Here is a 23,874-nt window from a genome sequence, read left to right on the forward strand (position 1 = left end):
CCTCTTGCGGTGCGCGCGGCGCACCCTAAGCCTATTGGTCCGGACAAGTGCGCCTGGTGGTGCCCGTCACCAGCGAACCGGCAAGGACAAGCCGACCGAATCTAGCGGTTGACCACAGGGCCTCGAGTGGCTAAAATAATGGGCTGTCGACATTCCCCGGTAGCTCAGTCGGTAGAGCGGATGACTGTTAATCATTAGGTCGGCGGTTCGAGCCCGTCCCGGGGAGCCAAAAAAATAAGGGGTTAGGTGAAAGCCTAACCCCTTTTTTTGTGCCCATGGCGCACTCATCGCCCAGTCGCCGATGATGATGGTCGTTTGCAGGACTCCCGCGCCGATGACCCAGCGGGTCAGGTCGGCCTTGGTTTCCGCAATGCGGGCGTTCGTCTCCGACAGTCTGGCCTCAAGTTCCAGTTTCGTTTCACGAATACGCGCATCTAACCGCAACTCGAGCGCGCGGATATCGCGGTCCTGCCGCGCGGCTTGCCCGGCGCCGACCGCGGCGGTCGGGGTGTCGGCCCGGTCCTGCGGCCCTGTCTCGTGGCGGAACATACCCTATCCTAGCACATTCACCGACCTTCACAGCGCAGGCGGCTTATTTACGATTCAATGACTTGGCGTTTTCGTTGACGACAGGGGAAGGCCGCTCGGCGGGGCCTCATGTGACTGTCGATCCTTAGGATCAGCGGTGCGAGCCCGCCCCGGGACATCGAATAGCAATGGGGTGGCGGCCGACGGCTTATGTACGTCAGCGCACCGACCCGGCAAGCGACCAAGCCTATAAGGAGAGGGTCCCGAAAGGACTTGAGTGTCGGCGCCAGGCGTCTGAGGCGATCCCTGAGTCCTGTCACGCCCCCCTCACGTCACAAGGCCCTCGTCAGGTTGCGTCCTTCCGACCAAGCCCCTTATTGCAGGTCTTGGTCGCGCCACGGTACCGGACGGCACGCCAACCCAACTTTTTTTCACAGAGAGTCATGATGAACCACAAGACCCGGATGCTTGTCCTTAGCCTGGCGATAACCGCCGCTTGCGCGGTCCAGCCCGCGCTGGCCGAGTCGGAGAACGTCATCGTCGGCGGCCCGCTGCCGTTCACCGCCTACGACCGGGATGGTAACGGCAGTATCAGTGCGCAAGAGTTCAACCGCGTTCACGAGCAGCAGACCAGTGAGCGTGCGGCGGCCGGCGCGCCCATGGGCGGCGTCGCCAACACGACGACCTTCGCGGTCTTTGACCGCAATAGCGATGGCCAGGTGACGGCCGCCGAATTCACCACGGTTCAGCCGCCCGCGCCGGCGAGTGGTCCCGGGACCCAGGGGTCCGGCCCGCAGATGGGGCTCAGTGATGGCGGCGGGGTCGGCATGGCAGGGGCACTGCCCGCCTTCGCCGATCTCGATGAGAATCACGACGGCGGCCTCAGTGCGTCTGAATTCAATGACGCACGGGCCAACCGCGTCGTGGAGAAGTCACAACAGGGCTTGCCGATCGGGAGTCTGCGCAATGCCCCGACCTTCGAGGCGATCGATCTCAATGGCGACGGACGGATCAGCGCGGAGGAATTCGCCGTGGTCCAGACCCAGCATTCGCAGCCGCAGCCCCAACGCTGAAACCAGGGTCGCGCATGACGCATCGCCCCCCGCGGCGGGGGCGACGCCTTAGTAACTAGTCAACAACAAATTAAACACAACACAACCGTTGTCGTTGTCGTTGTCGTTGTCGTTGTCGTTGTCGAGGTTAGCGTAGCCCCCCGGGCTTTCTCGCACGCCAGATTGCATCGCTTCTCCGAGTACGATTACGACAACGACTACGACAACGACGCGACAAGCATTCCCTGATCCGGGAGCACTTGGAAGAAATCGCGGTAACACAATACCGGCAGGTCGGACCTTGCGGTCCGACCTGCCGGTATTGCACATGCGTTGATCAGGACGGCGTACTGACCGCTAGTACGTGGCTGGCAGCACGCTATCCGACCCGCAGCCCCGATAGGGAGCCCAAGAGTCCAAAGAGCGACAACAGCCACAGTACCACGACGATGACGACGACCACATTCAAGATCGTCTTGATCTTCCCGTCCATCGGGATATAGTTGTTGATCAGCCATAGGGCGACGCTAGGGTGTTCAATATCTCACCTATATCGCAAATTAAATTCATGCAGTTTTCGTGTTTGACACAAAATCAATGAGAGCACGCCGACGCCGGGCCAGCATCGACGCACCGAGGTGCGTTGTCGCCCACTGCTCGACATCAATAGTACGCACCGATTCCATCGCCTCCTGAATCAACGGAGTCGCTAGGTCGGCGATGAAGGCAGGAATCGCAAGCACCAGCTTACCGATCTCCTTGAGCGGCCCCCTGGTGGTGAAGCATTTGTATTTCCCGAAGACCGATTCGATGATATCGGAGGAGGCCAGCCAGACACTATCAGTCGGGATCTTGGCGGATTCCAATGCGACCTTCGCGAGAATCTGTTGGGTAAAGGCCGCCGCCCGTGGGGTGAGCGTTGACGGCGGTGGCAGCGTGGCCTGGAGTGATTCTTGGGAGCCCTGCTGAAGACCCGTGGATTTGAGATGCGACTGAATCAGCTTGGATTGCGCCATCATTTGCGCGTAATCCACCAGGTCATCCCGGTAGGACAGTAGCCAGGCAAAGCCGTCAAGGAAGCGGCTGTACCCGGCGTCCGCTTGCTGCCAGAACACATCGTCGAGCGTATCACTCTCGAGGTCTGAGTGTGTCTGCAGTGCCTGGCAAAAAGCCGCCCGGTCGGGATAGCGAATGCCGACGATGGCCCGCAATGGGTGCGCCCGGGCGGCGCCGAACCGCGCGCACAGGTGCTCCCATGCCGACCACTTCAGGACGTATTGCGCGCGGATCGCGCTGAAGTCGCCGCGATCATGGTAGGCGAGGACGCGTTGTGCCCACCGCACATGGACATCCAGATTCATAAAACGCGCCTTGATGCGCTGCCGAGGCGGCAGCAAGAAGGCGAGATCGGTCTGCTGCAAGGACGACCACGCGCGGCGACAGTGCGCCAGCAAGGACTCCCAGCGCGCATCTCGGCCCATCTCGGCCTTGAGCCGCGTCGCAATAAGATGCGATATATCATAAGTATAGACGCAGGCAGTGGCGTGCTCCTGAAACAAGGCGATGCCCTTGTGCAGGTCGCTGCCGTGGTCGGCAACGATCTGGACTGGTGGACCGGTGCGTTGCGCAACGCGCCTGAGCACTTGTGCGACCCACGCTCCCGTGCTGTGTGTTGTGATCTCCACGGCCAGCACCTGCATGGCGCCGTGACACGGGCTGTAACCGCTCTGGGCCAGTGCACTCACCGGAATACCCAGGATGACGAGGCACTTGGACGCCCCCAAGGCGATCGTATGGTCGGCGACGTAGATCCAATCCGTGCGCCATTGCGGTTGGCGATTGAGAATCGCGAGACCGCAGCGATAGACCCAGTTGAGCACGGTGGTGTGGGCTGGCGCCGCCACCGGGAGTGACGCGCCGAACAGATTCAATACCCGCGCCACCCCGCGGCTGCCGAGCCCCGCGTGCAGATACAGCCGCATGGTTAACTGCATGACCATGACCGAATAGTGATGGCCGACCGGCGGGGACAGCGCAAGGTGTGGTGGCTCATCCGCTGGTTCGTCATCCGCCGGCGCCGCGGCCTCTTCGGCTCCCGTTCGCGCACGCTCCGCCTTTAGCGCACGCGCCTTCCACTGCGCGCGGCTGTGCTCCAGATCCCGAATCTTGACCTCCGCGGCCCGCAGGCGCTGCTGCCGCTCCAACGCTTTCGCCTTCCAGGCATCACGTGATCGCTGGAACAGGTTGGCCAGACGGCTCGCTGGGCTCTTGAATGCATTCATCACGTCGTGCGTGCTCCGGCAAGGCGGTCAGATCACCGCGCCAGTAGACTGATCAAGCGTTCGTCGTTTGTCAACGGCTTGGCATGAGAAAGTGTCGCACGCGTCATCGTACTCCCCCAAGCACAGAACCGACCGCCGGGCCTTCCAGGCAACACGCTTCTTGCATCGACTTTTCGGCGCCTTTTTAGGTCAGATTGAACACCCTAGGGCGACGCCTACGACGACGAGGGTAACAATCAAGGAAACCAATGGCATGACAATTCTCCAATCAGGTTGCAGCAGCAGGTATTCTGCGGTTGTCTTCGGTGCGATCGGCAGCGGCTTTGGTCGGCTCGCACCCTGCCTCGGCAATGGCTGAGGAGAGAGTCCGCTGCGATGTTCCCCACTATAGGCCCACGGATGGGCTCAGTCGGTGCGCCGCAGAACATAGCGCGCAGACCGCAACCAGGCCCGGAAACCGGAACACAACCCAGGGCGCTGCGTCTTAAACCCGGAAAAAGCAGTTTTAGGTTAAATGGCCAGATCAGGCCCCTGGAGGGCTCAGCATTGAGGGAGTTTCAGCGGCCTGTGGGGCTGCATCACTCCCCTCGCCCCCCGCCCGACGCCCCACTGCTATGGGCCGCGCTCGCGCGGGCCTGCCGCGCCGCGGCGCCCGCCAGGTGGCCGAACAGGGCCTGATAGAGGGCGCAATGGGGGTCCTTCTCAAACAGGGTCCCATGCACCGAGAAGGCCCGCACCGGGCAGCCGCCGTGGCACAGGGCCAGGTAGTCGCAGGCGATGCAGTCACGCGCGACCAGTGCCATGGGGCGTTGGTGAAAGCGCTCCACGACCGCACTGGCGGCGAGCAACTCGCTCAGGCTTGCGCACTCGAAGATGTTGCCGAACCGGTAGTCCGGGTAGCTCGTGACCCAACAGTCGCACTGGGCGACATGACCGCGGGCGTCGATACAGAGAATGTGATTGGCACAGTCGTCGGTCCAGATGCAGGGCAGGACCGTCGGCGTTCCGCTGAAATAGGCCAATAGCTCATCGAAGGGGCCGACCCGGACCCCATCGCGTTCGCCGCGCGCCAGCCAGACCTCGGCCAGGTCGATATAGAAGCCGATGAGCGCCGCGCTGCCCGTCGGCAACAGGCCCTTCGCCTGGTTGGACTCACCCCCGGGAAAAGGCGTATTGACCTGAAAGCTGCGAATACCGAGTTCATCGACGAAATGGCGGTAGAAGCGCTCGGCGCCGAGTTCCAGAGTCGCCGCGTTGGGCACCGCGATAACCCCCACCTCGATGCCCGCGGCGCGTGCCAGGCGCACCTTGCGCGTCCAGACCGCGTTGTAGTCGGCGGCGTCCTGCCCCCGGCGGCGCCGGTAGAGGTTGGGATAGTCCAGTGAGGTGCTGACGTTGTTGTCGAACATCTCGCGGATCACCGGATTCCACTTCGGGCTGTAACCAATCATGTTGGTCTGCAATCCGTGGGTCACGCTACGCCCGCGCGCCGCGGCGGCCGCCGCGATCAGGGCCTGGGCCCGGGCGAACCAGGACGGCGGCAGGGTCATGGCCTCACCGCCCTGCCAGTGGATCATGAGCCCGGCGATGTCCTGTTCGACGAGATGATCCAATACCTTGTCGATCAGTTCCTGTAGGCGCTCCAGGGACAGCCGGTCGTTGGTCTTGACCTCGAAGCAGTAGTCACAGTCAGCATTGCATTGGAGCGTCGGGAGGAGGATCAGTGAAAAGACCTTGGTACTCATGGCGCGGTCAACCCCGCGACGCGGCGAAAGCGGCGAGCCCGGCGCGCAGTTCGGCCGCCGCCGCGTGCAGTTCGGCGAACAGCGACTTCACACCGGTGCAGTCGGCGTCGGACCGGGGCCATTTGAAATAGGCGCCGCAGGGGGCGAGCCAGGGGCAGTCGCGACACTCGGCCCCGGCGGCGACCAGCCCCGCGCGCCACGCCGTCACGCACGCGGGACCTTGGTCGGGCGCTACCTGGCCCTGGTCGTCCAGGATGAGGACCTCGGCCTGGTCACGCTCCAGCAATGCCCAGAGATCGACCGGGGTGTCGTGCAGGAAGGCCAGCAACAGGCCGTGAAAGGGCTCCACCGGCTGGGCGACCGTGGGATTGTAGAGGTATCCTGCGAGTGCCTCCTGCAGTTCCGCGACCACCGCGGGAGACGCCTGATGCCCCGCCAGACGGACCGCAAAGCCGAGTGAGACCGCCAGCTTGACGGCCCGCGCCACCCCCGGGAGCAGCGCGATCGTCACGCGCACCGGATGGCGGTCCAGCAATCCGGTACATCGGTAAAGCAGGGGGAGTTGGGTTGCCGGGTCGGCCATCAGCAGGTCGATGGCCAGCCCCTCACCCCAGTGGACCAAGGGCCCCAGGTCCGCCGTCAGGTCCGTGACCTGCAGGAACAACACCCTTGATGGCACGGCGGGCCCGAGCAGGGTCCGGGCCGCCGCGGGATCGGCGGTGCGCAGGATCACGCGACGGTCGGGGCAGGCCTGAAACAGGGTCGCGGGAATGCTGAAAACGGTCTGCTCCGGATGATCCCCGGACGGGATCGGTGTCTGGTGTGACACGGTGGCCTGCTCCCCGCGGCGTCGGGGCGCCGCCTTGATGACTGGCCAGCCCCGGCGCTATCGCCCCGGGGCCGGGTGACAACCGGGCCTCGCTCAGCGCCGGTTGATCCAACTGCCGCCGCGGCCGCCGCCGTTGCGGTTGACCCAACCGCCGCCGCCACGGCGATTGACCCAGCCGCCGCCGCGGCGGTTGATCCAGCCGCCGCGGCGGTTGAGCCAGCCCGCCTCGGCGTCCGACTGCGGCACCGCCAGGCCGCCGAAGATGGCGGCGCCGATCACGATCTTCGACCAGCGGCCCATGCCGATCAGGAAACCCCGACGGCTTTGCAGTTCGTCGTCGGTCAGTTCGGCCTCTGAGCCGGAGTCAGTAACGGATTTGTCGCTCATAGTGATTCTCGTTAGGTGTATTGCCAAAGGGCCTCATCGCTCGTCTTGTGGTTCTGCGGCACCTCCACCCGGGCCAACGGCCGGGGGGATAAGGAACGGTTCACTAACAGGCAAACAGGTCTATTTAGAGAATGCCTTACTAAGCACTCACTGACGGCGCGGCGCCGCCCTTCAGTCCGGACGCCGGTGGACCCCGTCCAGCCAGCGGCGCAGATCCCCCGCCCAGCCGTCGAAGGCCTGGCGCGCATAGGCCCAGGTGGAATAGGACTTCACATAGTCCCCAACCCCGGTCGTGACGGCGCCGGTGAGACCCCCGCTGGTATCGACCACATATTTGCGCCCAACCCGGTTGTCCGCGTACTCCGCGACCACCTGCTGGTTCTGGGCGTCGATCAGCATCCCGGCGATGCCGGTGCGACCCAGGTAGGCGGTGGAACCCGCGGGGCGGCCGGCCACCGGACCGGACGCCAGGTCGGCGACCGTGGCATAGGGGACCACCAGTGCGGCCACACTATAGGCGGGCTTGGTCGGTACCAGGTCGGTGATGGCAATGCGCAGCTTCAGCACCCCGGGGCCGGGTTTGCTGACCACCTGGTAGGTGGGGCCCAGGGCCTTGGTGATCGCCTGCTGCAGGTAATCGGCCAGGGCCTTCAACTCAGCGGGATCGACCGTCTTGTAGGCGGCGTCGTCAGCCAGCCGGACCTGGATGGGCTCGATCAGGAACCGCTGGTAGCGCGCCAACTCCGCCCCGGGGTCGATCCACACCAGCGCCCCGCTCGCATTGGGTGCGGGGCGCAACCGCTCCGGCTGGCTCAGAAAGTCCGCGTAGGCCGCCCGGTGGCCGCCGCCGTGGGTGGTCGCGCAGCCCCCCGTCAGCAGCAGGGCCGCCAGCGCGATCGGGGTCAGCAAGGTCTTCAAGGGCATGTTCCGCTCAAGGTTCCGGGACGCCGCGGACCGCGGCAGTGCCGCCTCTGGCGTAGCCGACGCACGTACGTGGCACGCCGATCACGAGGCACGCCGCTCATTTTACGCCAGTTTGCCGCCGCACCGGGGCTGGGATGTGGCCGCCCGCGGCTGGGCACCGGCACGCGGCGGCGGCCGTGCACAGCGGCCCGCTGCCGTTAAGTTAAGCGCCGCCGCCCAATCGCCTGGAGTCCAAGGCTTCAGCTTTGGAGCGCGCCAAGGCTGAAGCCTTGGACTCCAGGCCGAGGCGACGCGGTCGGCGAGTACGCCTTAGCCTAATGGCAGTGGCACACCGCCCGCTACGTTACTGAATTGGCTTTTCGTTTCTCGCCTTTTCGTAACGCCTTATTTGCCAGCCCCCTCGAAAAACGAGGAACCGAAAATAAAAAACCGTTACGGCTATCCCAGGGCGCCGGCCGCGGCCGGGACTCCCGATCAGGATATCAGGGTTGCGACATCATTTGCCCGCGATGCGCGGCCTGGCTGGCGGCGAATTCGTCTGGCGTCACCTGGCCATTGCCGTCGGTGTCGATAGCACTGAAAGCAGGTGCCTTGCCGGCATTGCGCATCGCATACCCCTGGGCCGCACGCTCGGCCATGCGCTTGGCCCGCGCCTCATAGAATTCCGTTTCGGTCAGAGTGCCATCTCCGTTGAGGTCGAACTCGGCGAAGACCGGCATGTTGCGGCCCATACCCATTCCGCGACCACCAGGCCCCATACCACCGCCGGGGCCAGCCCCGGGTCCCGCGCCCATCCCCGGACGGCCCTGCATGAGCGCCTGGCGTCCGGCCTGGAACTCCTCGCTGGTCAAGCGGCCGTCGCCGTTGCGATCGAAGTCGGCGAAGGTCGGCGCCGTGGCCGCACCACGCATGGGTGCGCCTTGGGCCGCGCGCGCGGCCATGTGCGCCCCGTGAGCGGTCGTGAACTCCTGCTCGGTAACGGCCCCATCGCCGTTCTTGTCCAGTTCGGAGAAGGTCATGGGACCGGGTGGCGCCGGGGCCTGCGCCGCCAGGGTGCCGGGTAGTAACAGGCAGGCGATGGCCAGGATCAAGCCGCGGGTGATCGTTTCGGTTTGGTGTTTCATCTAGGTTATCCTCCAACGATCGCGTCGAAAAGCGCCTCGTCGATGTATTGTGGCTGGTATTGCACGCCGGCTGCCCGCAGCAGCTTGACAAAGGCACGCAGGTGGTTCTTCGACCCCTCCATGAGGTTCTGGTAGGTGGTCTTGAGCGCCGCCTGGTCGGTATCGGCGATGGCCGTCTGCAGGTCGCTGATGTCCATATCCTCGATGGTCGCACCCACCGTCAGCGCCTGAACCGGGGACGTCAACCCGCTGGCCGACAGTTCGTCATAGGCGTTCTGCAAGTCGGTGTTGGTGAAGTCGCCCTCTCCCGGCAGGGCGGGATCGGTCAATCCGTAGGTCCGGATCTTAGCACCGAGCGCATCGAAGTGGATCTGCTCCGAGGCGGCGATCTGCGAGAACACTGGTGTCTTCCAGCGCGCGTAGAGCTTGAAGTAGACATCGCGGGCGACCTTTTCCTCTTCGCGCATCTTGAGCAAGTCGTCAGCGGCAACAGTGCTGAGGCTGGGGACCGTCACCGGGATTTGCGACGCGCCTGGGCTGTTGGGTCCCTTGGCCATGACCGGACCGGCGCCAACGCAGGCGAGAATGACCAGGGAGCTTAGTATACGAGTTTTCATGATGGTTACCTTCCAAGAGTAGATTCTAGGGTGTCAACGCTCAGCGTCCCCGTCCCATGCCGCCCCCACGCCCGCCCCCGCCCCCGCCATGACCGTGCCTGGCCTCGTAGCCGGTGCCGTAGGGCAAGTCAGCGCGGTGACTGCCACTGCGCCCGACACCGCCGCCCCCCCCGACCGCGCCGGGACCGCCGGGTTGCTCACCCAGGGCCGGCAACCGTGCGGCATCCGCGCCAGTGGGCGAACCCCAGGTCCTGGTCAGGGAGCCGCTCGGCAAGCTGAGGTCCAGCGGTCTGCCTGGCGCCGCGGTCGGATCCTGGCCCCAGGTCGCAGCGGCGAAGACGCAGAGCAGCACGGAGAGGGTCAGGCGGTTGATGATCGGAACTGCCTCGATGATGACGGTACCGATTCTCGCCGGATCCTGTAGCACCGTCTTGTCAGCGCCGTAACGGCTTGTATCGGTGTGTAACGGCGTGTATCTGTGCGGCCGGCGACGGCTGGTTTGGGGCGCTGCGGCCAGGTTGGAGGTGCTGGTCCAACAGACCATGCCGAACGGGCCCCAGGCCCCCAGTCAGCCTTGGACCGAGAGGTGACGGCCGCTCACCTGTTGACGTCGGGGTGACCCGGATTACCTGACGCGGCTACTGTGTTGGATTCTGCATTTCCAACCGCTTGCGGTCGTCACTGCCGCGAGATGGGCCAGAGGCGTTACAATATTCAGCTATACTTATGGAGAGATGGTGTAAGTGGGTAGGTTCGCTGCTGCCTGATCGGCGTCGCGGCTACCCGGTGATTGGCGTCAACAGATCGTTCATGTTTGGAGAATCATGATGTTATCCAGCCGGCTTTCCCGAGCTTCACTCCTGGTAGCAGGGTTAATGCTCTGCGCATCAGCCTGGCAGGCCCAGGCGTTTGAAACCGTCATCCAGGTTTCGCCAAGCGCTTTGAATATTGGCAGCGCAGGCAATGTTGTGACGGTGCATACCGAAGTTCCCTATGGCGACGTGGAGGTCCACTCGGTCTATCTGAACGGTGTTCTGATCGCCAGCTCGAAAGCCGATGATCGGGGTAATTTCGTCGCCAAGTTCGACATCGATGCGATCAAGACACTGAATGGCTTGATTATCGGCGGCGATAATAAACTGACACTGACCGGTTTGACCACCTACGGGGAAGCCTTCTCGGGCACTGATTGGGTGCGAGTAATCAATATCTTGCCGCGCAGTCGTTGATCTTCTGCGAGCGCGGCTGCACTGCCCCCGGTGACGGGGGCGGTGCATCAACCACGGCTTACGGCCTATTTCTTGCCGTATTTCGGACCGGTGCCGTCAAGCTTCGGGATACCGGTGCCGGTGCAGACGCCGGTGCCGGGGCCCTTGCCACCGGCCACGACCTGGTCCATCTGTGCGGCGCTGAGCTGAATCGGGGCTGGCTGGCTGCTTTGCCCCTGAGCGACCTGGGTCGCAGTGGTCTGATCCGCCGCGGCTGCCGTGCAAGCGGCGCTGGCCAGCAGGGCGATCAACAAGGCTTTTGCGTTCATTTGAATTTCCTCAAGCGACTGTTGTGGAGCACATGGTTCGGCTATCAACCCATACTGACAGCCGCGTCCGCAAACGGCCCCTCGTGAACCGCGTGTCACTTGGGGCGTTTCTCCGTGTGGCGGTAGAGACATTATTCACTGAGGGTGTTTCGGCACCATGACCAGGGAGTATCGCTTGGTTTCCCATCGTGTCAGACTGTATCAGTGCCACTAAAAGCGGTACGGCAGTGACACCGAGACGATGAAGTCGTTGGCGTCGTCCGTGACCCCGGCCGCCGTCGAGAGGTTCAGAAACAGGTTCTTGCCCAGTGTAAAGTCGGCGCCCAGGTTGATGTAACCGGCCGTGGCGGCCGCGCTGCGGTAGGCCTCGCCGTCCAGCGGTTCAACCTTATCATTGCCTGGAAAGTCAAAGGACAGCCCCGCATCGAGTGAAATAGCGGGGGTCGCGGCCAGGGTGACGCCCAGGGTCAGGCCAAAGCGATCGGCCGGCGTGAGACGGCCGGTCTGATAGCCCGCACCGTCCCAAAAGGTCGCGGTTCTGGACCAGGCGTAGCCATAGGATACCGTGCCATACAGCGCCACCGGCTCGCTGCGCTTGACGGCTGACAGTGACAGCGTGAGCGAGCGCAAGCCGTCGCCAATCGGTACGGGGGCGAACGGGGCGCTGCCGTTGTCATGGGTGTAGGCAAGTCGCGCCACCAGTGACGGCCAGGATGCGGTTTCCTGCGTGAGCCGCTTGCCAAGACTGACCGATACATCACCCGTGCCGTCGGCTCGCCCCAACGGGTAGTCGCGTTGGATATAAGGCAGATACAGCGCGGCGGCCATGCCCCAGGGGAGGCCGGCCTCCAGACCCAGGCCATAGGCGATGGACTCATAATGGTCATCGCCCTGTCCGTCGTGGAACCAGGTCAGGCTCGGGGTAAGGCGGAAGGTGCCGCTAGGCAGCAGCACCAGCCCCTTGGTGACCAAGGCCTCTTCCATCGCGCTGTTCGCGGCTTGCGCCTCCACCGGGGGCTTGGCGGCGTTGGCATCGAGGCCGATGAGCGGCGACCCGCCGCCCCGTTTGCCGGCGGCCAGTTGTCCTTCCAGGGCCTTGACGCGCGTATGCAACTGCTGGTTGATCGCCCGCTGGGCCGCCAGTTGTTGCCGTAACGATTCGACGGTTGCGGTGGCGGAATCAGCGCCAGGCGCCCGGGAGGCCGCCGCGTCTTGCGGCGTTTGTGACAACGCAAGCGTGGGCACGGGTGTTGCGCAGCAGGCCAGCAAAAGGCGCAGGGCGGTGTTCTTCATGGTGATACTCAGGGAGACGGCGGGCGGGTAACGACAAAGGCCATTCCCTCCATCCAGACGGCAGTGAAGCCGGCGATGGACAGGGTGCGGTTCCCAAAGGCCGGGTCGGCGAGTAAGACCCGATCGCCCGTGACCCCGTTGAACACCACATAATGGTTGTAGCCGTGCTGATTGATGGGCACGATGGGGGCGTGAAAGACGCGCAGGTCATCGAATCCGAGGTGCTGGTAGGCACTGCCCCGATAACCGCGACCCGTGACGAAGTGCTGCAAGTCCAGCAAGGAGAACCCGCCGCGCGCCTTGACCTTGGCCGGGGCGGTCAGCTCCAGCATGCGCGCGGCGGCGAGGCGCTCGCTGACCGGATCGTTGAAGCCGTAGGTGAGCACCGTGGCCACCGCTGCCGCGGCACAACTGCTTTCCCACTGCTGCATGACGACACCGCGCTCTCGGATTTCCTTGAGGCTGCGAAACGGTTGCGGTGTCTGCGCCGGCGCCGGCGCCGCGGCCAGGCACAGGGTGGCGGTGAAAATACTCAGAACGGCCTTGGTGATCATGGTGCCCATGCTCGACCCGCCCTGTAGCAACACCTTGTCAGCGCCGTAGCGGCCTGTATCGGTGTGTAACGGCGTGTATCCGTGCGGTCAGCGACGCCGCGTTCTCGGCTAAGATGACGGCATGAACCCCAGCGCCCGCATCCTGGTGGTAGACGATGATCCCGCACTGCGGGACCTCCTCTGCGCCTATCTCACCGACACCGGCTTCGTCGTCGACCTGGCCGGCGACGGGGACGCGATGCGCCGCGCCATGCAACAGGCCATGCCGGATGCCATCGTCCTGGACCTGATGCTGCCCAACGAAGACGGCCTGGTCCTCACCCGCGCGTTGCGGACGCACTCCAGCGTGCCGATCCTGATGCTGTCGGCCCGCGGCGAGGAGATCGACCGGGTGGTAGGCCTGGAACTCGGCGCCGACGACTACCTGGCCAAGCCCTTCAGCCCACGGGAGTTACTGGCCCGCCTGCGCGCCCTGCTGCGGCGAGCCCAAGGCCCGGCACCGACGCCGACACCGCACCCGCAGGGGGAGCGCTTCGGCCCCTACCGGCTCGACCAGGGGGCCCGTCGGCTGCTGCGCGGGGACCAGGACCTCGGCCTGTCCGGCGCCGAGTACGACCTGCTCAAGGTCTTCATCGAGCGGCCCAATCGGGTGCTGTCCCGGGACCTGCTCCTGGATCTCCTCAAGGGCTACGAGCGCGATCCCTATGACCGCACCGTGGACATCCGGGTAGCACGCCTGCGGCGCAAGATCGAGCCCGACCCTGCCAATCCGGTCTATGTCCGCACCCTGCGCGGCGCGGGCTATCTGTTCAATCCGCGCGGCGCCGAATCCTAGGGCCGGTCGCATGTCCTGGAATCTGACGCTGCGCCAGCAGAACGCGCTGCGGCTCGCCCTGGTCTTCGTGTTGTTCGAGGTGCTGACGACGCTCGCCGTGGTCTTCCTGCTCATGCAGCCCCTGGCCCGGCGGGCGACCAGCGATCTGGCCGGCCTGATGGTGCTTGCCGCCCAGACCTGGGCCGAACTGCCGCCCGAGACCCGCCCGGCCTTCGAGCGGGAACTGACGGCGTCCCACGGGCTGACGCTGGCCGCCGCGCCGCCGCCGGGGGCGGTGTGGACGGCTTGGCACGGCATCTATGTGCGCGAACTGGAGGCGCAACTGACACAACGCACCGGGGCGCCCCTGGACTTGGCGAGCGTCGCCGCGGGGGCCGAGCCCTGGTTGTGGGCTGGGGTGCCGACGGCCGGCCGGACGCTATGGCTGGGCTTTGCGCGCAGCCGCGTCGGCCCCCAGCCGCTGGCCGCCGCCCTGCTGACCCTGTCGGCCGCCCTGCTCCTGGCTGGCCTTGCCGCCTGGTGGCTCGGTCACAGCACGGTGGCGCCGCTCAAGCGTTTTGACGCCGCCGCCGCCGTCCTCGGCCGCGGCGCGACCCCGGAGCTCCTGCCGGAGACGGGTCCACGCGAACTGGCGTGCCTGGCGCGCCGCTTCAACCAATTGGCCCGCCAGGTCCATGACCTGCTGGAGGCGCGGACCACCCTGCTGGCGGGCCTGTCCCACGACCTGCGCACCCCGCTGGCACGGATGCGCCTGGCGCTCGCGATGCTCCAGCGGCGCCCCGATCCGACCTGGATCGAGCGGCTGGAAACCGATGTGGAGGAGATGAACCGGCTGGTGGGGGACGTCCTGGAACTGGCCCGCGGCCTGGACGGCGAGGCCGCGGTACCGGTGGACCTGACCGCCATGCTGGAGGCCTTGGCCGGGCGCGCCTGGGAGGCCGGCGCCGAGGTCACAGTGCAGTGTCCGGACCTGTGCCTCAGCGCCCCGCCCGCGGCCTTGCGGCGGGTGCTCGGCAACCTCCTGGCCAACGCACAGCGCTATGCCGGCGCCGCACCGATCGAACTGCGCGCGCAATTGAGCGACGGCGCCTGCCTTATCGGCATCATCGACCAGGGTCCGGGCATCCCGGAGGACCAACTGGAGGCGGTCTTCCGGCCCTTCCACCGGGTCGACGCCTCCCGCAGCCCGGTCACTGGGGGCACCGGGCTGGGGCTGGCCATCGTGCGCCAGTTGGCCCAGGCCAACGGCTGGCAGGTCTGGTTGGAGAATCGCCGCGGCGGCGGCTTGGCAGCCTGGGTGAGGGTGCCGACACCCATTGGCGAGCCGATGGCGCAGTAAACTACCACGATCGGCGAAGGATCACCCCAAAGGTTCAGACACAACCGGTCGGCTTGGGCAGACCACCCCATTTGCAGATGAGCTTCATGGGTCCCTTCTTGAAGATCTCGTAGAGGTCCTTGGTGGTGACACCCTGCTTCTTGGCGAAGATGCGCAGCGGCGGTACCACGCCGTCTTGTTCGTACATCGCACGGGCCTCGTTGATGAAGTCGCGCACCTGCTGGGTCAGTTCAAAGCCGTCGCCGCGGGCAAGCGCCGCGGCAATCTCCTCGCTCCAGTCGTCGCGGTCAACCAGGAAGCCCTCACCATCCACAGGGACCTTCAGCACAGCCGTTGACATGATTTTCGCTCCTCATGATCGGGGGTACGGTTCGATGTTGTAGGAAACTGGAGGCGGACCCTGGGGAATCAATGCGCGGCGGTTTGGTGTGAGCGCGCGCGGGCGTGCCGGGCGGGGATGATGAGTCGGCCTGGCGCCCGCGGCGACGAACCGGCGAACGCCTACCGACCCCCCGGGTAGCCGTTCAGCCGCCCGCCCCAGCCCTCCCCCACAAGGGGAGAGGGCGTTAGAAGATCAGTCGGTTGCGTTGACCTGGCAGGTGGCGGCCGAGGGGCACTAGACGGCTGCCGCGCGGTGCGCTCAATAGACGCCGTGGGACTGGGTGATGTACTTGGTGAGCTCCACGTACTCGGCGTTCATCCGGCGCAGGATACCATGCCCTACCTGAACGATGTTCTGCATCACCCGATAGATCATCCAGGGTTCGTCGGTCACCAGGTCCTCGAACGCGGCGCGCTCGAAACTGCACACCTGGGTGCAACCCAGGGATCGCAGGGTCGCGGAGTGCGGCCGACCGGTGACGAAGCCCATCTCCCCGGCCATGTCGCCCGTGCGCAGGACGTGGATCGTGGTGTAGTCTCCCTTGCCCAGGTTCCGGGTCACGGCCAGGGCCCCCTCGGTAATGACGTGCAGACTGTTGTCGATCTTGCCCTCTTCGATCAAGACCTCGTGGTCCTGGAGGCGCCGGCAGCAGGTAATGCCGGTCAAGGCCCGCAGTTGATCATCCGTCAGGCCCTCACTGAGTGGGGAGCGGCGCAGACAGGAGAAATTGTCGATTGCGTTCATCGAATGATCCTCGTTGGTTGGGTTGGTCAGGTTTGCGCGCCGGCACACTTGCTGCCCTGGCGCGGCGACCGGGTCAAGGCGCACCCCCCACCCGGCCAGAACCGATTGCACGGCCGCGATGACCACGGGGATGGCCGCGGTGATGGCGGGCGACAGTTCGAGGTCCAGGGCCATGCGTTGCGGCGCCACGCCGATCAATACCAGTTCGGCGGGCATCTCATCGAGCAGAGCGAGCAGCGCCAACACCTCGGCGAGGCCCAGATGATGCAGGGTGAGTTTGACCTCCAGGGCGCGCCGGATGTCCTGATCGCGGATCAGGCTGACCGTGCCCGGCGGCCGGTCGCTGTCCAGGGCATCGATCAGCAGAATCCGGGCATGGTCCCGAAACAGCGGCAACAATTCCAAACCGGCCGTGCCGCCATCGATCAGGGTGATCGGCGGCTCGCAGTGGTATCCGGCGACGAGCCGCCGCAGCACATGGACACCCAGGCCCTCGTCGCCCAAGAGCAGATTGCCCAATCCCAGCAGCAAGATACCGCTGGTGCCTTGCGGTCCCGCCGATTCAGACAGTGCTGACACGGATCACCCGTTGCCGCTCGTTATCGTGCAAATGGATCGCGCAGGCCAGGCAGGGATCGAACGAGTGCACGGTGCGCAACACCTCCAACGGGCGTTCCTCGTCGAGGACGGGATTGCCGATCAGGGCCGCCTCGTAGGGTCCGCGCGCGTCGTCCTGGTTGCGCGGCCCGGCGTTCCAGGTCGAGGGCACCACGGCCTGGTAGTTCTTGATCTTGCCGTTCTCGATCACGATCCAGTGCGACAGGATGCCGCGCGGGGCCTCGTGGAACCCGAAGCCCATCTGTTCGCCCTTGGGAAAGATCGGCGGATTGAAACTGGTGTAGTCGCCGCCGGCGATGTTGGCGATCAGGGCCTCGTAGTTTTCCAGCAGCATGTCATAGAGCACCTGGGTGCGCACGCAGCGTGCCGCGTGCCGGCCCAGGGTCGAGTGCAGCGCCGTGACCGGCACCGCGGAGCCGGTCACGGCGGCGATGCGCGCAAGCGCCAGATCCAGATAGCGCTTGGTGCCTTCATGGCCCGCGGCCACCATCGCCAGGACATTGGCGAGCGGGCCGACCTGCGCCGGCAGGCCGGCGAACGAGGGCGACTTGACCCAGGAATAGGCGCCTTCCTGGTTGAAGTCGGTATAGTGGGGAACGGTGTCCTCCTCATAGGGCGAACGGGTCCAGTCCCCCTGATACCAACTGTGCTTGATGCTCTCCTTGACATTCTGCTCGAAATAGGGGTCGCCGAAGTGGGTGAGCGGGTGAAACCGGGCGAGATCGGCATTCGGGATATAGCCGCCCGGCATGCCGAAGTCGGTACCCTTGGCATCGCGCGGAAAATCGGGTGCGGAAAGATAATGGGTGACGCCCTCGCCATAGGGCAGCCAGGCCGCGTAGAGCCCCGCGATGGCGGTGACATCGGGCAGATACACCTCCCGCACGAAACCGCCTAACTCGTCCATGAGCGTTCGGACATAGGCGAGCCGCTCCATGTTCAAGGCGGACTGCTCATCCGGGTTGATCGCGTTGGCGACCCCGCCGACCGCCAGGTTCTGGATGTGCGGGGTCTTGCCGCCCAGGATGGCGACGATCTGGTTGGCCCGGCGCTGATAGTCGAGCGCCTCCAGATAATGGGCGACTGCCATCAGATTGGCCGCGGGCGGCAGCTTCATCGCCGGGTGTCCCCAATAGCCGTGGGCGAAGATCCCGAGCTGCCCGCCGGCGACGAATTTCCTGACCCGCCCCTGGACCTCGGCGAAGTGTGCGGCGCTGTTGTTGGGCCAGTTCGACAGACCTTGCGCCAGCGTTGCGGTGGCCTGTGGATCGGCGTCCAGCGCGGAGACGACATCCACCCAGTCCAGCGCGGAGAGTTGATAGAAATGCACGATATGATCATGAATGCCATGGGCGGCCATGATCAGGTTACGAAGCAACTGGGCGTTGAGTGGAATCTCCAGCCCCAGGGCGTTTTCCACGGCGCGCACCGAGCAGATCGCATGGACCGTGGTGCAGACCCCGCAGATACGTTGCGTATAGAGCCAGGCGTCGCGGGGATCGCGCCCGCTCAGGATGGTCTCGATCCCGCGCCACATCTGACCGCTGGACCAGGCATCGACGACCTTGCCGTCCCGGATGTCACAATCGATCCGCAGGTGTCCCTCGATACGGGTCACCGGATCGATAGAAATGCGTTTGGTGCTCACGGTCGGGGTCTCCAATTGGTTTGCGGGTGGCGCCCAGGCGCCGCGCATTGGGGAATACTCGTCGCGTCGTTACTAAGGCTTCGCGGACAACACCGGCGTCTTCTTGACGAAGAACAGATAAGCCATGATCCCGAAAGCGAAAAAGCCCAGGGTGATCATCATCTCGCCGACCGCCGGAAAATAGTGCCAACCGGGACCCGGATCATAGGCGATCAGGAAGGCATTGAAGCGATAGAGCGCACCGCCCAGTACCACCGCCAGAGCGCTCCAGAAGAGGGCGCTGGGTCGGATGCGTCGGTGCGGGTCGAGCAGGATGAAGCCAGCATAGATGAACAGGGCCGTTTCCGCCGCGAACAGGATCGGCTCAGGTCCGGGCTGTAACAGCAATCCGAGCTTGCCGGCGAGGCCGAGATCCCCGATCCGCAGCACCAGCCAGACGATCAGCAGCCAGGGGATGATCGCGCCGATGCGCGCGAGCATGGCGGTTTCGAGCCGACGCCCCAGATTGACCGCGGCGTAGAGCGACTCGAACACCACCATGCCATAACCCATGGCCACGGCCGTGATCAGAAACAGCAGCGGGATCAGATTGCTCTGCCAGAGGGGATGGACCTTGTACCCGGCGATGATCAGCAGCGATCCCAGCGACGACTGGTGCATGGTCGGCAGCAGGATGCCGACCCCGATGAACAGGAACAACAGGTGGCGCATCAGCCGCAGCAGGCGGTTGGCCTTCATGGCCTCCAGGATCGTGGGTGAAAATTCGATCCACAGCACCAGGGTATAGGTGGTCACGCACAGGGCCACCTCCAGCATCACCGAGCGGAGATTGATGTATTGCGGCAGGAAGACATTATAGAGATTCCAGTAGCGCCCGACATCCACCACGATCGAGGCCCCCGCCAGGGTATAACCGAAGACACTGGTCAGGAGTGCCGCCCGAATCATCGGATGGAATTGGCAGCGGTGGAAGACATAGACCAGGATCGCCATCGCATACCCGCCGCACGCCAAGGCGGTGCCGACGACCACGTCATAGGTAATCCACAGCCCCCAGGGGAAGCCGTCACTGAGATTGGCGACGTCGCCGATCCCAAAGACGAAGCGGCGCACCAGGAAGTAACCCGCGATCAGTGCCAGGGTCCCCATGAAATAGAACTGCGGGGTCAGTAGCCGACCGCCGACGGGACGATAGACCTCAGTCATGGTGATCCTCCTGCGGCTCAGTGTTTGCATCGGCCGGGGGCGCCGGGTCCTCGCAGCCCTCGCGGGCGTTGCGGAAGACCGTATAGACCAGTCCGCCGAACAGCAGCGCGGGTGCGACCATGCCCTGATACAGGGTGTGCTGAATGGTCTCGGAGAGCCGGGCGCGCGAGTCGTTGCCGAGCGGCGGCAGTCCCAACTGAGCGAAGGGCACGCCCGCCATCAGCAATTGCTGGGTGCCGCCGGTCTCGGTCTCGCCATAGATGCTCGGCACATAGCCGGTCACCCTGGCCGTGCGCTGGTCACCGCTCCCCAGTCGGTGCAGTGGATAGTCCTGGGACTCGCCGGGCTGGAAGGCCAGCCGCCGATGTCCCTCACCCAAGAGATCAGTGACCGGCCCGAACAGACAGGCGCCGGTCGGACAGGCCGCGCAACAGGCCGGGATGTCGCCGTCCGCGACCCGCTCGGCACACAGTTGACACTTGACGATCTTCGGGAAGGGCTTGTCATACTCGAACTTCGGGACGTTGAACGGACAGGCCAATTGGCAATAGCGGCAGCCGATGCACGCATCGGGGTTATACCGGACGATACCGGTCGTGGGGTCTTTGGTCAGGGCACTGACCGGACAGGCCGACACGCAGTTGGGATCGACACAGTGCATGCAGGCACGCTTGATGAAGCTGAACCCGCCTTGGCCCCCGTCACCCGTAGCAAGGAGCTTGATCTTGCTCATGGTCTGGCTGTTCAGGTCATCCGGGGCATCCCAGACCCCGCGCACGCCATGGACCTGCTCGAGGCCCGAGTCGTGATCCATCGGCATCTGGTTGGCGGACTTACAGGCGACCTCGCAGGCCTTGCAGCCGATACAGAGCGTGGCGTCGTAGAGGATGCCCACCGCCCCCGGCGCCAGGGCTTTCGGGGGGCGCGCCTGGGCCGGGACTGGGGCGAGCGCGGTCGCGGCCCCCGCGGCCATGAGCTTGAGAAAATCGCGACGATTGGTGTTCATTGGCTGCCTCCGGTCCGTTCAAGCCTCGTCATCCGTGGCCGGTATGGATTGGCGCTCCGCCTGTTTGAGTTTGTTGCCGGCCTCCAAGGCATAGACCAAGGCCCCGCCGCCGATCGCGCCCGCGACCGCCGCCGCGGCCAGCGTGACGCCGCCGGGGTGCTCGGTGAAAACCCCGGGGAAGAGCGAGGTCGGGGTGACCGACAGGACCTTGGCCTGCTCATGCAGGGCCTTGTGAAAACCCACCCCCTGTTCCGCGCAGCCGAAACAGGGATGACCGATCCCGACCGGCCAGGCGTTGGCGCCGACATCGCCGAACTGGATCGCCGGACAGTTGGCATAGGTCTCGGGACCCTTGCAGCCCAGCTTGTAGAGACACCAGCCTTGACGATGGCCGGCGTCGCCGAACTGCTCGGCGAAGCGCCCGGCATCGAAATGTGGCCGGCGCTCACAGTTCTCGTGGATCAGGCGCGCGTAGGCGAACTTGGGCCGGCCCTTGGCGTCGAGTTCGGGCAGGCGGTGCAGGGTCAGGTAATAGAGCAGGGTCGCCAGCAGGTTGTAGGGCGAGGCCGGACAACCCGGCAGATTGACGACGGGCAGGACGCTGCCATCCGCCTTGAGGATGCCTTCCAGTCCCAGTGCCTCACGCAATCCGACCGCGCCGGTCGGATTCGGCGCGGCGCTCTGCACCCCACCCCAGGAGGCGCAGGACCCGATGGCGACCGCCGCGACCGCCTGCGGGGCAATCGCGTGCAGCATGTCCTGGGGCGTCCGGCCGGCGACCTTGCAGAAATTGCCATGGTCCGCGGTCGGCACCGAGCCCTCGACGACCAGGATGAACCGGCCCTGGTTCTGCTCCATGGCGTCGTGCAGCGCCCGTTCGGCCTGATGGCCGGCCGCCGCCAGCAGGGTCTCCGAGTAATCGAGCGAGATCAGGTCGAGGATCAGGCCCTCGACGGTCGGATGGGTCGCCCGCAGCAGGGATTCGGTGCAGCCGGTGCACTCCTGAAAATGCAGCCAGATCACCGAAGGCCGTGCGGAAGGCCGCTCCAGCGCCGCCATCACCCGCGCGGTCATGCCAAACGGCAGACCCATGGCGGCGGTGATGCCGAGCACAAACTTCACGAAACCGCGGCGACTGATCCCGCGGACCTCCAGTTGATCGGCCAGAAAGGGGCCGATTGCCTGCTCGTCTGCCCGTGGTTCGGTGTTCATGCGTGCTGTCCCACCTTGCGCCTCGACAAAGTTACAACCGCCGGTCAGCGCATCCTCCGACACGCCGACCCGAAATCACGTTGTCATTGACAACTGTCAAGCTTATGTGAATATAATTATATTCTGATGTTCTGCTAGACTAGTTATAGACCGGATCTTCCAACTTGTCCAATTTTTGATTGCTGACCGCGACAGCCCGCTGATCGAAGGGGTCTGAATCCAAGGGAGCCGCGGGGCCGCGGGGCAGCAGGTGAATCGCCGTGTGCTAGTCTTGGTCTGACCCCATGGCGTCGACTGCCCGGCCGGTCCGGTCCGCGACCGCTTTTCGCCGCGAGGAGCACTCGAGGAACACTCAATGAACGACACGAGCCCTGGACCTCGACGCGGCCGACGTTTGGCCGCCCTGATGTCCCTGATGTGTTTCGCCCTGGCCGCGCCGCTGATCGCCCAGGGTGCGGCTGCCGGCTCCGCACCGCTGAGCCCTCCCGCGCGTCCGGACAATCGCGCCTGTCTGCGCTGTCATGCCATGGCAACCCTGGCCTACCGGGATGGCGATACGGGCAAACTGGTCGATCTGTTTATCGATCCGCGCGATTTGGCGGAATCGGTCCATGGCCAACTGCCGTGCGTCAAGTGTCACGCGCAGGACTACCGGTACTATCCCCACCCGCAAACCGCCACCAGTGAGCAACTCGATTGCGTCGGTTGCCACACGCAGGACCCCACACGCAGCGACTACCCGTTTCAGGCCATCGCCGCACAATACGCCAAGAGCATCCACGCCAACTCGGACGACCCACAGGCGCGCGGCTTCGGCTGTTACTCCTGTCACGACCCGCACGGTTTTCGCGTCTCCACGGTCGGCAAACCGCTCAGCGAGATCGTCCAGGACGATAACCGGGTCTGCCTGTCCTGTCACGAGCAGGTCCGCGATCCGTTGAGCGATCTCCACCGCTGGCTGCCCAACCGCGAGGCCCATTGGCTGGCCGTGCGCTGTGTCGAGTGCCATACGCCGCCGGCGGTGGGCGCGGATGAGACGCAACGGGTGTCGCACCAGATCCTGCCGGCCAAGGAGAGCAATCTGACCTGCGTCAACTGTCATTCCGGGAATCAGCGTCTGCTCAGTCGGCTCTACGCCTATCGTTCCAGGGAGGACCTGGCCCGCGACGGGCTGTTCGCCAAGGCGGTGTTCAACGAGGCCTATGTGGTCGGCCTGAGCCGCAGTCCGCTGATCGACGCACTGGGCCTGGTCGTTATCGGCTTGACCGCGCTGGGGCTGATGGCCCATGGCGTCGGTCGTTATCGCGCCCATCAACGCTCAGGGGAGAGGCAACCATGAGTGCCGTTTATCTGTATCCGCGCTGGCTGCGACTCTGGCACTGGCTCAGCGCCCTGCTGTTTCTGGTGCTGATCGTCTCCGGTGCCAGTATGCACTATGCCGGCACCCCCTGGCTGCTGAGCTTCAAACGGGCGGTGCCGATCCACAATGCCGCCGGCATCGCACTGACGCTCGGCTGGATCGGCTTCGTCGTCGGTAATCTGGTGACCGCTAACGGCCGCCACTATCGCGTGCAGTGGCGCGGTCTGGCGGGACGGCTCAGCGCGCAGGTCCGCTACTATGGTTACGGCATCTTCCACGGTGCGCCGCATCCCTTCGCGGTGACTGCCGCGATGAAGTTCAACGTCCTGCAGCAACTGAGCTATCTGGGTGTGATGTATCTGCTGATGCCCTTGCTGATCCTCAGCGGCTGGGCCTTCCTGTTTGCAGCCTACCTGCCCGAGACACTGTTCGGAATCGGCGCCGTCTGGATCATTGCCATGACCCACCTGACGGTCGCCTATGGCCTGGTACTCTTTCTGATGGTGCATGTCTATATCATCACCACCGGGGAGACGCCCCTCACCAATCCGCGGGCGATGTTGACCGGTTGGCACCGTGAGACCGAGGCGCCGACGCACCGATGATCCGTCCGTCACCAGCCGCGGCCTTGCCGAAGGGGCCGCCGGGGATC

General features: G+C 64.9%; 24 protein-coding genes and 1 tRNA gene. 7 read left to right on the top strand and 18 right to left on the bottom strand.

The features are described from left to right. Nucleotides 1-153 precede the first annotated feature (153 nt). Together THSYN_RS18880 and THSYN_RS18885 are read left to right on the top strand one after the other, a co-directional pair. Nucleotides 154-229, top strand: a tRNA-Asn gene (locus tag THSYN_RS18880). Nucleotides 230-974: 745 nt separating this feature from the next. Next, on the top strand, nucleotides 975-1,601 hold the full coding sequence (locus tag THSYN_RS18885) for an EF-hand domain-containing protein (protein WP_100920484.1): 627 nt from the start codon (nucleotides 975-977) through the stop codon (nucleotides 1,599-1,601). Between the two features lie 358 nt (nucleotides 1,602-1,959). Here THSYN_RS18885 and THSYN_RS37015 read toward each other — a convergent pair whose 3' ends face one another. The 9 genes from THSYN_RS37015 to THSYN_RS18925 form a co-directional block, all read right to left on the bottom strand. Beyond that, nucleotides 1,960-2,121 carry a Thivi_2564 family membrane protein gene (locus THSYN_RS37015; protein ID WP_335582519.1) on the bottom strand — a complete coding sequence of 54 codons (162 nt, stop codon included), beginning with the start codon at nucleotides 2,119-2,121 and terminating at the stop codon, nucleotides 1,960-1,962. Between the two features lie 25 nt (nucleotides 2,122-2,146). Beyond that, nucleotides 2,147-3,862 carry a hypothetical protein gene (locus THSYN_RS18890; RefSeq protein ID WP_100919025.1) on the bottom strand — a complete coding sequence of 572 codons (1,716 nt, stop codon included), beginning with the start codon at nucleotides 3,860-3,862 and terminating at the stop codon, nucleotides 2,147-2,149. 578 nt (nucleotides 3,863-4,440) lie between these two features. Beyond that, the gene (locus tag THSYN_RS18895) at nucleotides 4,441-5,607 is read right to left on the bottom strand and encodes a radical SAM/SPASM domain-containing protein (protein WP_100920485.1); all 1,167 of its coding nucleotides are present in this window, start codon (nucleotides 5,605-5,607) and stop codon (nucleotides 4,441-4,443) included. Nucleotides 5,608-5,614: 7 nt separating this feature from the next. Beyond that, a complete protein-coding gene (locus THSYN_RS18900) occupies nucleotides 5,615-6,436 on the bottom strand; it encodes a hypothetical protein (RefSeq protein ID WP_100920486.1) in 822 nt (273 codons plus the stop codon). A gap of 93 nt (nucleotides 6,437-6,529) precedes the next feature. Further along, nucleotides 6,530-6,823 (bottom strand): hypothetical protein, encoded by a 294-nt coding sequence (locus THSYN_RS35430; RefSeq protein WP_216644580.1) that lies wholly within the window; start codon nucleotides 6,821-6,823, stop codon nucleotides 6,530-6,532. Between the two features lie 171 nt (nucleotides 6,824-6,994). Further along, nucleotides 6,995-7,747 (bottom strand): DUF3313 domain-containing protein, encoded by a 753-nt coding sequence (locus tag THSYN_RS18910; RefSeq protein WP_100920487.1) that lies wholly within the window; start codon nucleotides 7,745-7,747, stop codon nucleotides 6,995-6,997. A 482-nt stretch (nucleotides 7,748-8,229) separates the two neighbouring features. Further along, complete coding sequence (locus tag THSYN_RS18915) at nucleotides 8,230-8,871, bottom strand: EF-hand domain-containing protein (RefSeq protein WP_100920488.1); 642 nt, start codon at nucleotides 8,869-8,871, stop codon at nucleotides 8,230-8,232. 5 nt (nucleotides 8,872-8,876) lie between these two features. Next, a complete protein-coding gene (locus THSYN_RS18920; RefSeq protein ID WP_157817782.1) occupies nucleotides 8,877-9,428 on the bottom strand; it encodes a DUF2202 domain-containing protein in 552 nt (183 codons plus the stop codon). A gap of 100 nt (nucleotides 9,429-9,528) precedes the next feature. Beyond that, on the bottom strand, nucleotides 9,529-9,915 hold the full coding sequence (locus THSYN_RS18925; RefSeq protein WP_100920490.1) for a hypothetical protein: 387 nt from the start codon (nucleotides 9,913-9,915) through the stop codon (nucleotides 9,529-9,531). A gap of 397 nt (nucleotides 9,916-10,312) precedes the next feature. On the opposite strand from THSYN_RS18925, the gene THSYN_RS18930 reads away from it, so the two are divergent. Next, entirely contained in the window at nucleotides 10,313-10,717 is a 405-nt protein-coding gene (locus THSYN_RS18930) for a hypothetical protein (protein ID WP_236848616.1), read from the top strand. 65 nt (nucleotides 10,718-10,782) lie between these two features. On the opposite strand, the gene THSYN_RS18935 is transcribed toward THSYN_RS18930, so the two are convergent. From THSYN_RS18935 to THSYN_RS18945, 3 genes are all read right to left on the bottom strand, one after another. After that, a complete protein-coding gene (locus THSYN_RS18935; RefSeq protein ID WP_100920491.1) occupies nucleotides 10,783-11,025 on the bottom strand; it encodes a hypothetical protein in 243 nt (80 codons plus the stop codon). 210 nt (nucleotides 11,026-11,235) lie between these two features. Then, nucleotides 11,236-12,318, bottom strand: coding sequence for a coiled-coil domain-containing protein (locus THSYN_RS18940; RefSeq protein ID WP_100920492.1), 1,083 nt, complete (start codon nucleotides 12,316-12,318; stop codon nucleotides 11,236-11,238). An 8-nt stretch (nucleotides 12,319-12,326) separates the two neighbouring features. After that, the gene (locus THSYN_RS18945; protein WP_157817783.1) at nucleotides 12,327-12,872 is read right to left on the bottom strand and encodes a C39 family peptidase; all 546 of its coding nucleotides are present in this window, start codon (nucleotides 12,870-12,872) and stop codon (nucleotides 12,327-12,329) included. A gap of 121 nt (nucleotides 12,873-12,993) precedes the next feature. On the opposite strand from THSYN_RS18945, the gene THSYN_RS18950 reads away from it, so the two are divergent. Together THSYN_RS18950 and THSYN_RS18955 are read left to right on the top strand one after the other, a co-directional pair. After that, nucleotides 12,994-13,707 (top strand): response regulator, encoded by a 714-nt coding sequence (locus THSYN_RS18950; protein WP_100920494.1) that lies wholly within the window; start codon nucleotides 12,994-12,996, stop codon nucleotides 13,705-13,707. A 10-nt stretch (nucleotides 13,708-13,717) separates the two neighbouring features. Beyond that, entirely contained in the window at nucleotides 13,718-15,046 is a 1,329-nt protein-coding gene (locus THSYN_RS18955; protein WP_100920495.1) for a HAMP domain-containing sensor histidine kinase, read from the top strand. A 34-nt stretch (nucleotides 15,047-15,080) separates the two neighbouring features. On the opposite strand, the gene THSYN_RS18960 is transcribed toward THSYN_RS18955, so the two are convergent. From THSYN_RS18960 to THSYN_RS18990, 6 genes are all read right to left on the bottom strand, one after another. Then, entirely contained in the window at nucleotides 15,081-15,386 is a 306-nt protein-coding gene (locus THSYN_RS18960; RefSeq protein ID WP_100920496.1) for a TusE/DsrC/DsvC family sulfur relay protein, read from the bottom strand. A gap of 300 nt (nucleotides 15,387-15,686) precedes the next feature. Next, nucleotides 15,687-16,751, bottom strand: a complete 1,065-nt coding sequence (locus THSYN_RS37020; protein ID WP_335582463.1) for a hydrogenase maturation protease — start codon at nucleotides 16,749-16,751, stop codon at nucleotides 15,687-15,689. Further along, nucleotides 16,735-18,438 (bottom strand): nickel-dependent hydrogenase large subunit, encoded by a 1,704-nt coding sequence (locus tag THSYN_RS18975; protein WP_216644581.1) that lies wholly within the window; start codon nucleotides 18,436-18,438, stop codon nucleotides 16,735-16,737. The genes THSYN_RS37020 and THSYN_RS18975 overlap by 17 nt, the downstream gene beginning before the upstream one ends. Before the next feature lie 72 nt (nucleotides 18,439-18,510). Continuing rightward, nucleotides 18,511-19,644: a Ni/Fe-hydrogenase cytochrome b subunit gene (gene hybB, locus THSYN_RS18980; protein WP_100920498.1), complete on the bottom strand. Its 1,134-nt coding sequence runs from the start codon at nucleotides 19,642-19,644 to the stop codon at nucleotides 18,511-18,513. Further along, complete coding sequence (gene hybA / locus THSYN_RS18985; protein WP_100920499.1) at nucleotides 19,637-20,650, bottom strand: hydrogenase 2 operon protein HybA; 1,014 nt, start codon at nucleotides 20,648-20,650, stop codon at nucleotides 19,637-19,639. The genes hybB and hybA overlap by 8 nt, the downstream gene beginning before the upstream one ends. Nucleotides 20,651-20,668: 18 nt before the next feature. Next, a complete protein-coding gene (locus THSYN_RS18990) occupies nucleotides 20,669-21,862 on the bottom strand; it encodes a hydrogenase small subunit (RefSeq protein ID WP_100920500.1) in 1,194 nt (397 codons plus the stop codon). Between the two features lie 355 nt (nucleotides 21,863-22,217). On the opposite strand from THSYN_RS18990, the gene THSYN_RS18995 reads away from it, so the two are divergent. Both THSYN_RS18995 and THSYN_RS19000 read left to right on the top strand, forming a co-directional pair. Next, the gene (locus THSYN_RS18995; RefSeq protein ID WP_100920501.1) at nucleotides 22,218-23,201 is read left to right on the top strand and encodes a cytochrome c3 family protein; all 984 of its coding nucleotides are present in this window, start codon (nucleotides 22,218-22,220) and stop codon (nucleotides 23,199-23,201) included. Further along, nucleotides 23,198-23,827 (top strand): cytochrome b/b6 domain-containing protein, encoded by a 630-nt coding sequence (locus tag THSYN_RS19000; RefSeq protein ID WP_100920502.1) that lies wholly within the window; start codon nucleotides 23,198-23,200, stop codon nucleotides 23,825-23,827. Before THSYN_RS18995 ends, THSYN_RS19000 begins: the two co-directional genes overlap by 4 nt. Nucleotides 23,828-23,874 lie beyond the last annotated feature (47 nt).

The sequence above is a fragment of the Candidatus Thiodictyon syntrophicum genome (assembly GCF_002813775.1).
GTDB lineage: Bacteria > Pseudomonadota > Gammaproteobacteria > Chromatiales > Chromatiaceae > Thiodictyon > Thiodictyon syntrophicum.

Coding starts and splice junctions, on each gene's coding strand:
- THSYN_RS18955 (WP_100920495.1), top strand. CDS start 13,718: ATGTCCTGGAATCTGACGCTGCGCCAGCAGAACGCGCTGCGGCTCGCC.
- THSYN_RS18950 (WP_100920494.1), top strand. CDS start 12,994: ATGAACCCCAGCGCCCGCATCCTGGTGGTAGACGATGATCCCGCACTG.
- THSYN_RS18930 (WP_236848616.1), top strand. CDS start 10,313: ATGATGTTATCCAGCCGGCTTTCCCGAGCTTCACTCCTGGTAGCAGGG.
- THSYN_RS18945 (WP_157817783.1), bottom strand. CDS start 12,872: ATGATCACCAAGGCCGTTCTGAGTATTTTCACCGCCACCCTGTGCCTG.
- THSYN_RS18935 (WP_100920491.1), bottom strand. CDS start 11,025: ATGAACGCAAAAGCCTTGTTGATCGCCCTGCTGGCCAGCGCCGCTTGC.
- hybA (WP_100920499.1), bottom strand. CDS start 20,650: ATGAACACCAATCGTCGCGATTTTCTCAAGCTCATGGCCGCGGGGGCC.
- THSYN_RS18890 (WP_100919025.1), bottom strand. CDS start 3,862: ATGAATGCATTCAAGAGCCCAGCGAGCCGTCTGGCCAACCTGTTCCAG.
- THSYN_RS18915 (WP_100920488.1), bottom strand. CDS start 8,871: ATGAAACACCAAACCGAAACGATCACCCGCGGCTTGATCCTGGCCATC.
- hybB (WP_100920498.1), bottom strand. CDS start 19,644: ATGACTGAGGTCTATCGTCCCGTCGGCGGTCGGCTACTGACCCCGCAG.
- THSYN_RS19000 (WP_100920502.1), top strand. CDS start 23,198: ATGAGTGCCGTTTATCTGTATCCGCGCTGGCTGCGACTCTGGCACTGG.
- THSYN_RS18990 (WP_100920500.1), bottom strand. CDS start 21,862: ATGAACACCGAACCACGGGCAGACGAGCAGGCAATCGGCCCCTTTCTG.
- THSYN_RS35430 (WP_216644580.1), bottom strand. CDS start 6,823: ATGAGCGACAAATCCGTTACTGACTCCGGCTCAGAGGCCGAACTGACC.
- THSYN_RS18895 (WP_100920485.1), bottom strand. CDS start 5,607: ATGAGTACCAAGGTCTTTTCACTGATCCTCCTCCCGACGCTCCAATGC.
- THSYN_RS18960 (WP_100920496.1), bottom strand. CDS start 15,386: ATGTCAACGGCTGTGCTGAAGGTCCCTGTGGATGGTGAGGGCTTCCTG.
- THSYN_RS18920 (WP_157817782.1), bottom strand. CDS start 9,428: ATGGCCAAGGGACCCAACAGCCCAGGCGCGTCGCAAATCCCGGTGACG.
- THSYN_RS18995 (WP_100920501.1), top strand. CDS start 22,218: ATGAACGACACGAGCCCTGGACCTCGACGCGGCCGACGTTTGGCCGCC.
- THSYN_RS18940 (WP_100920492.1), bottom strand. CDS start 12,318: ATGAAGAACACCGCCCTGCGCCTTTTGCTGGCCTGCTGCGCAACACCC.
- THSYN_RS18885 (WP_100920484.1), top strand. CDS start 975: ATGAACCACAAGACCCGGATGCTTGTCCTTAGCCTGGCGATAACCGCC.
- THSYN_RS18910 (WP_100920487.1), bottom strand. CDS start 7,747: ATGCCCTTGAAGACCTTGCTGACCCCGATCGCGCTGGCGGCCCTGCTG.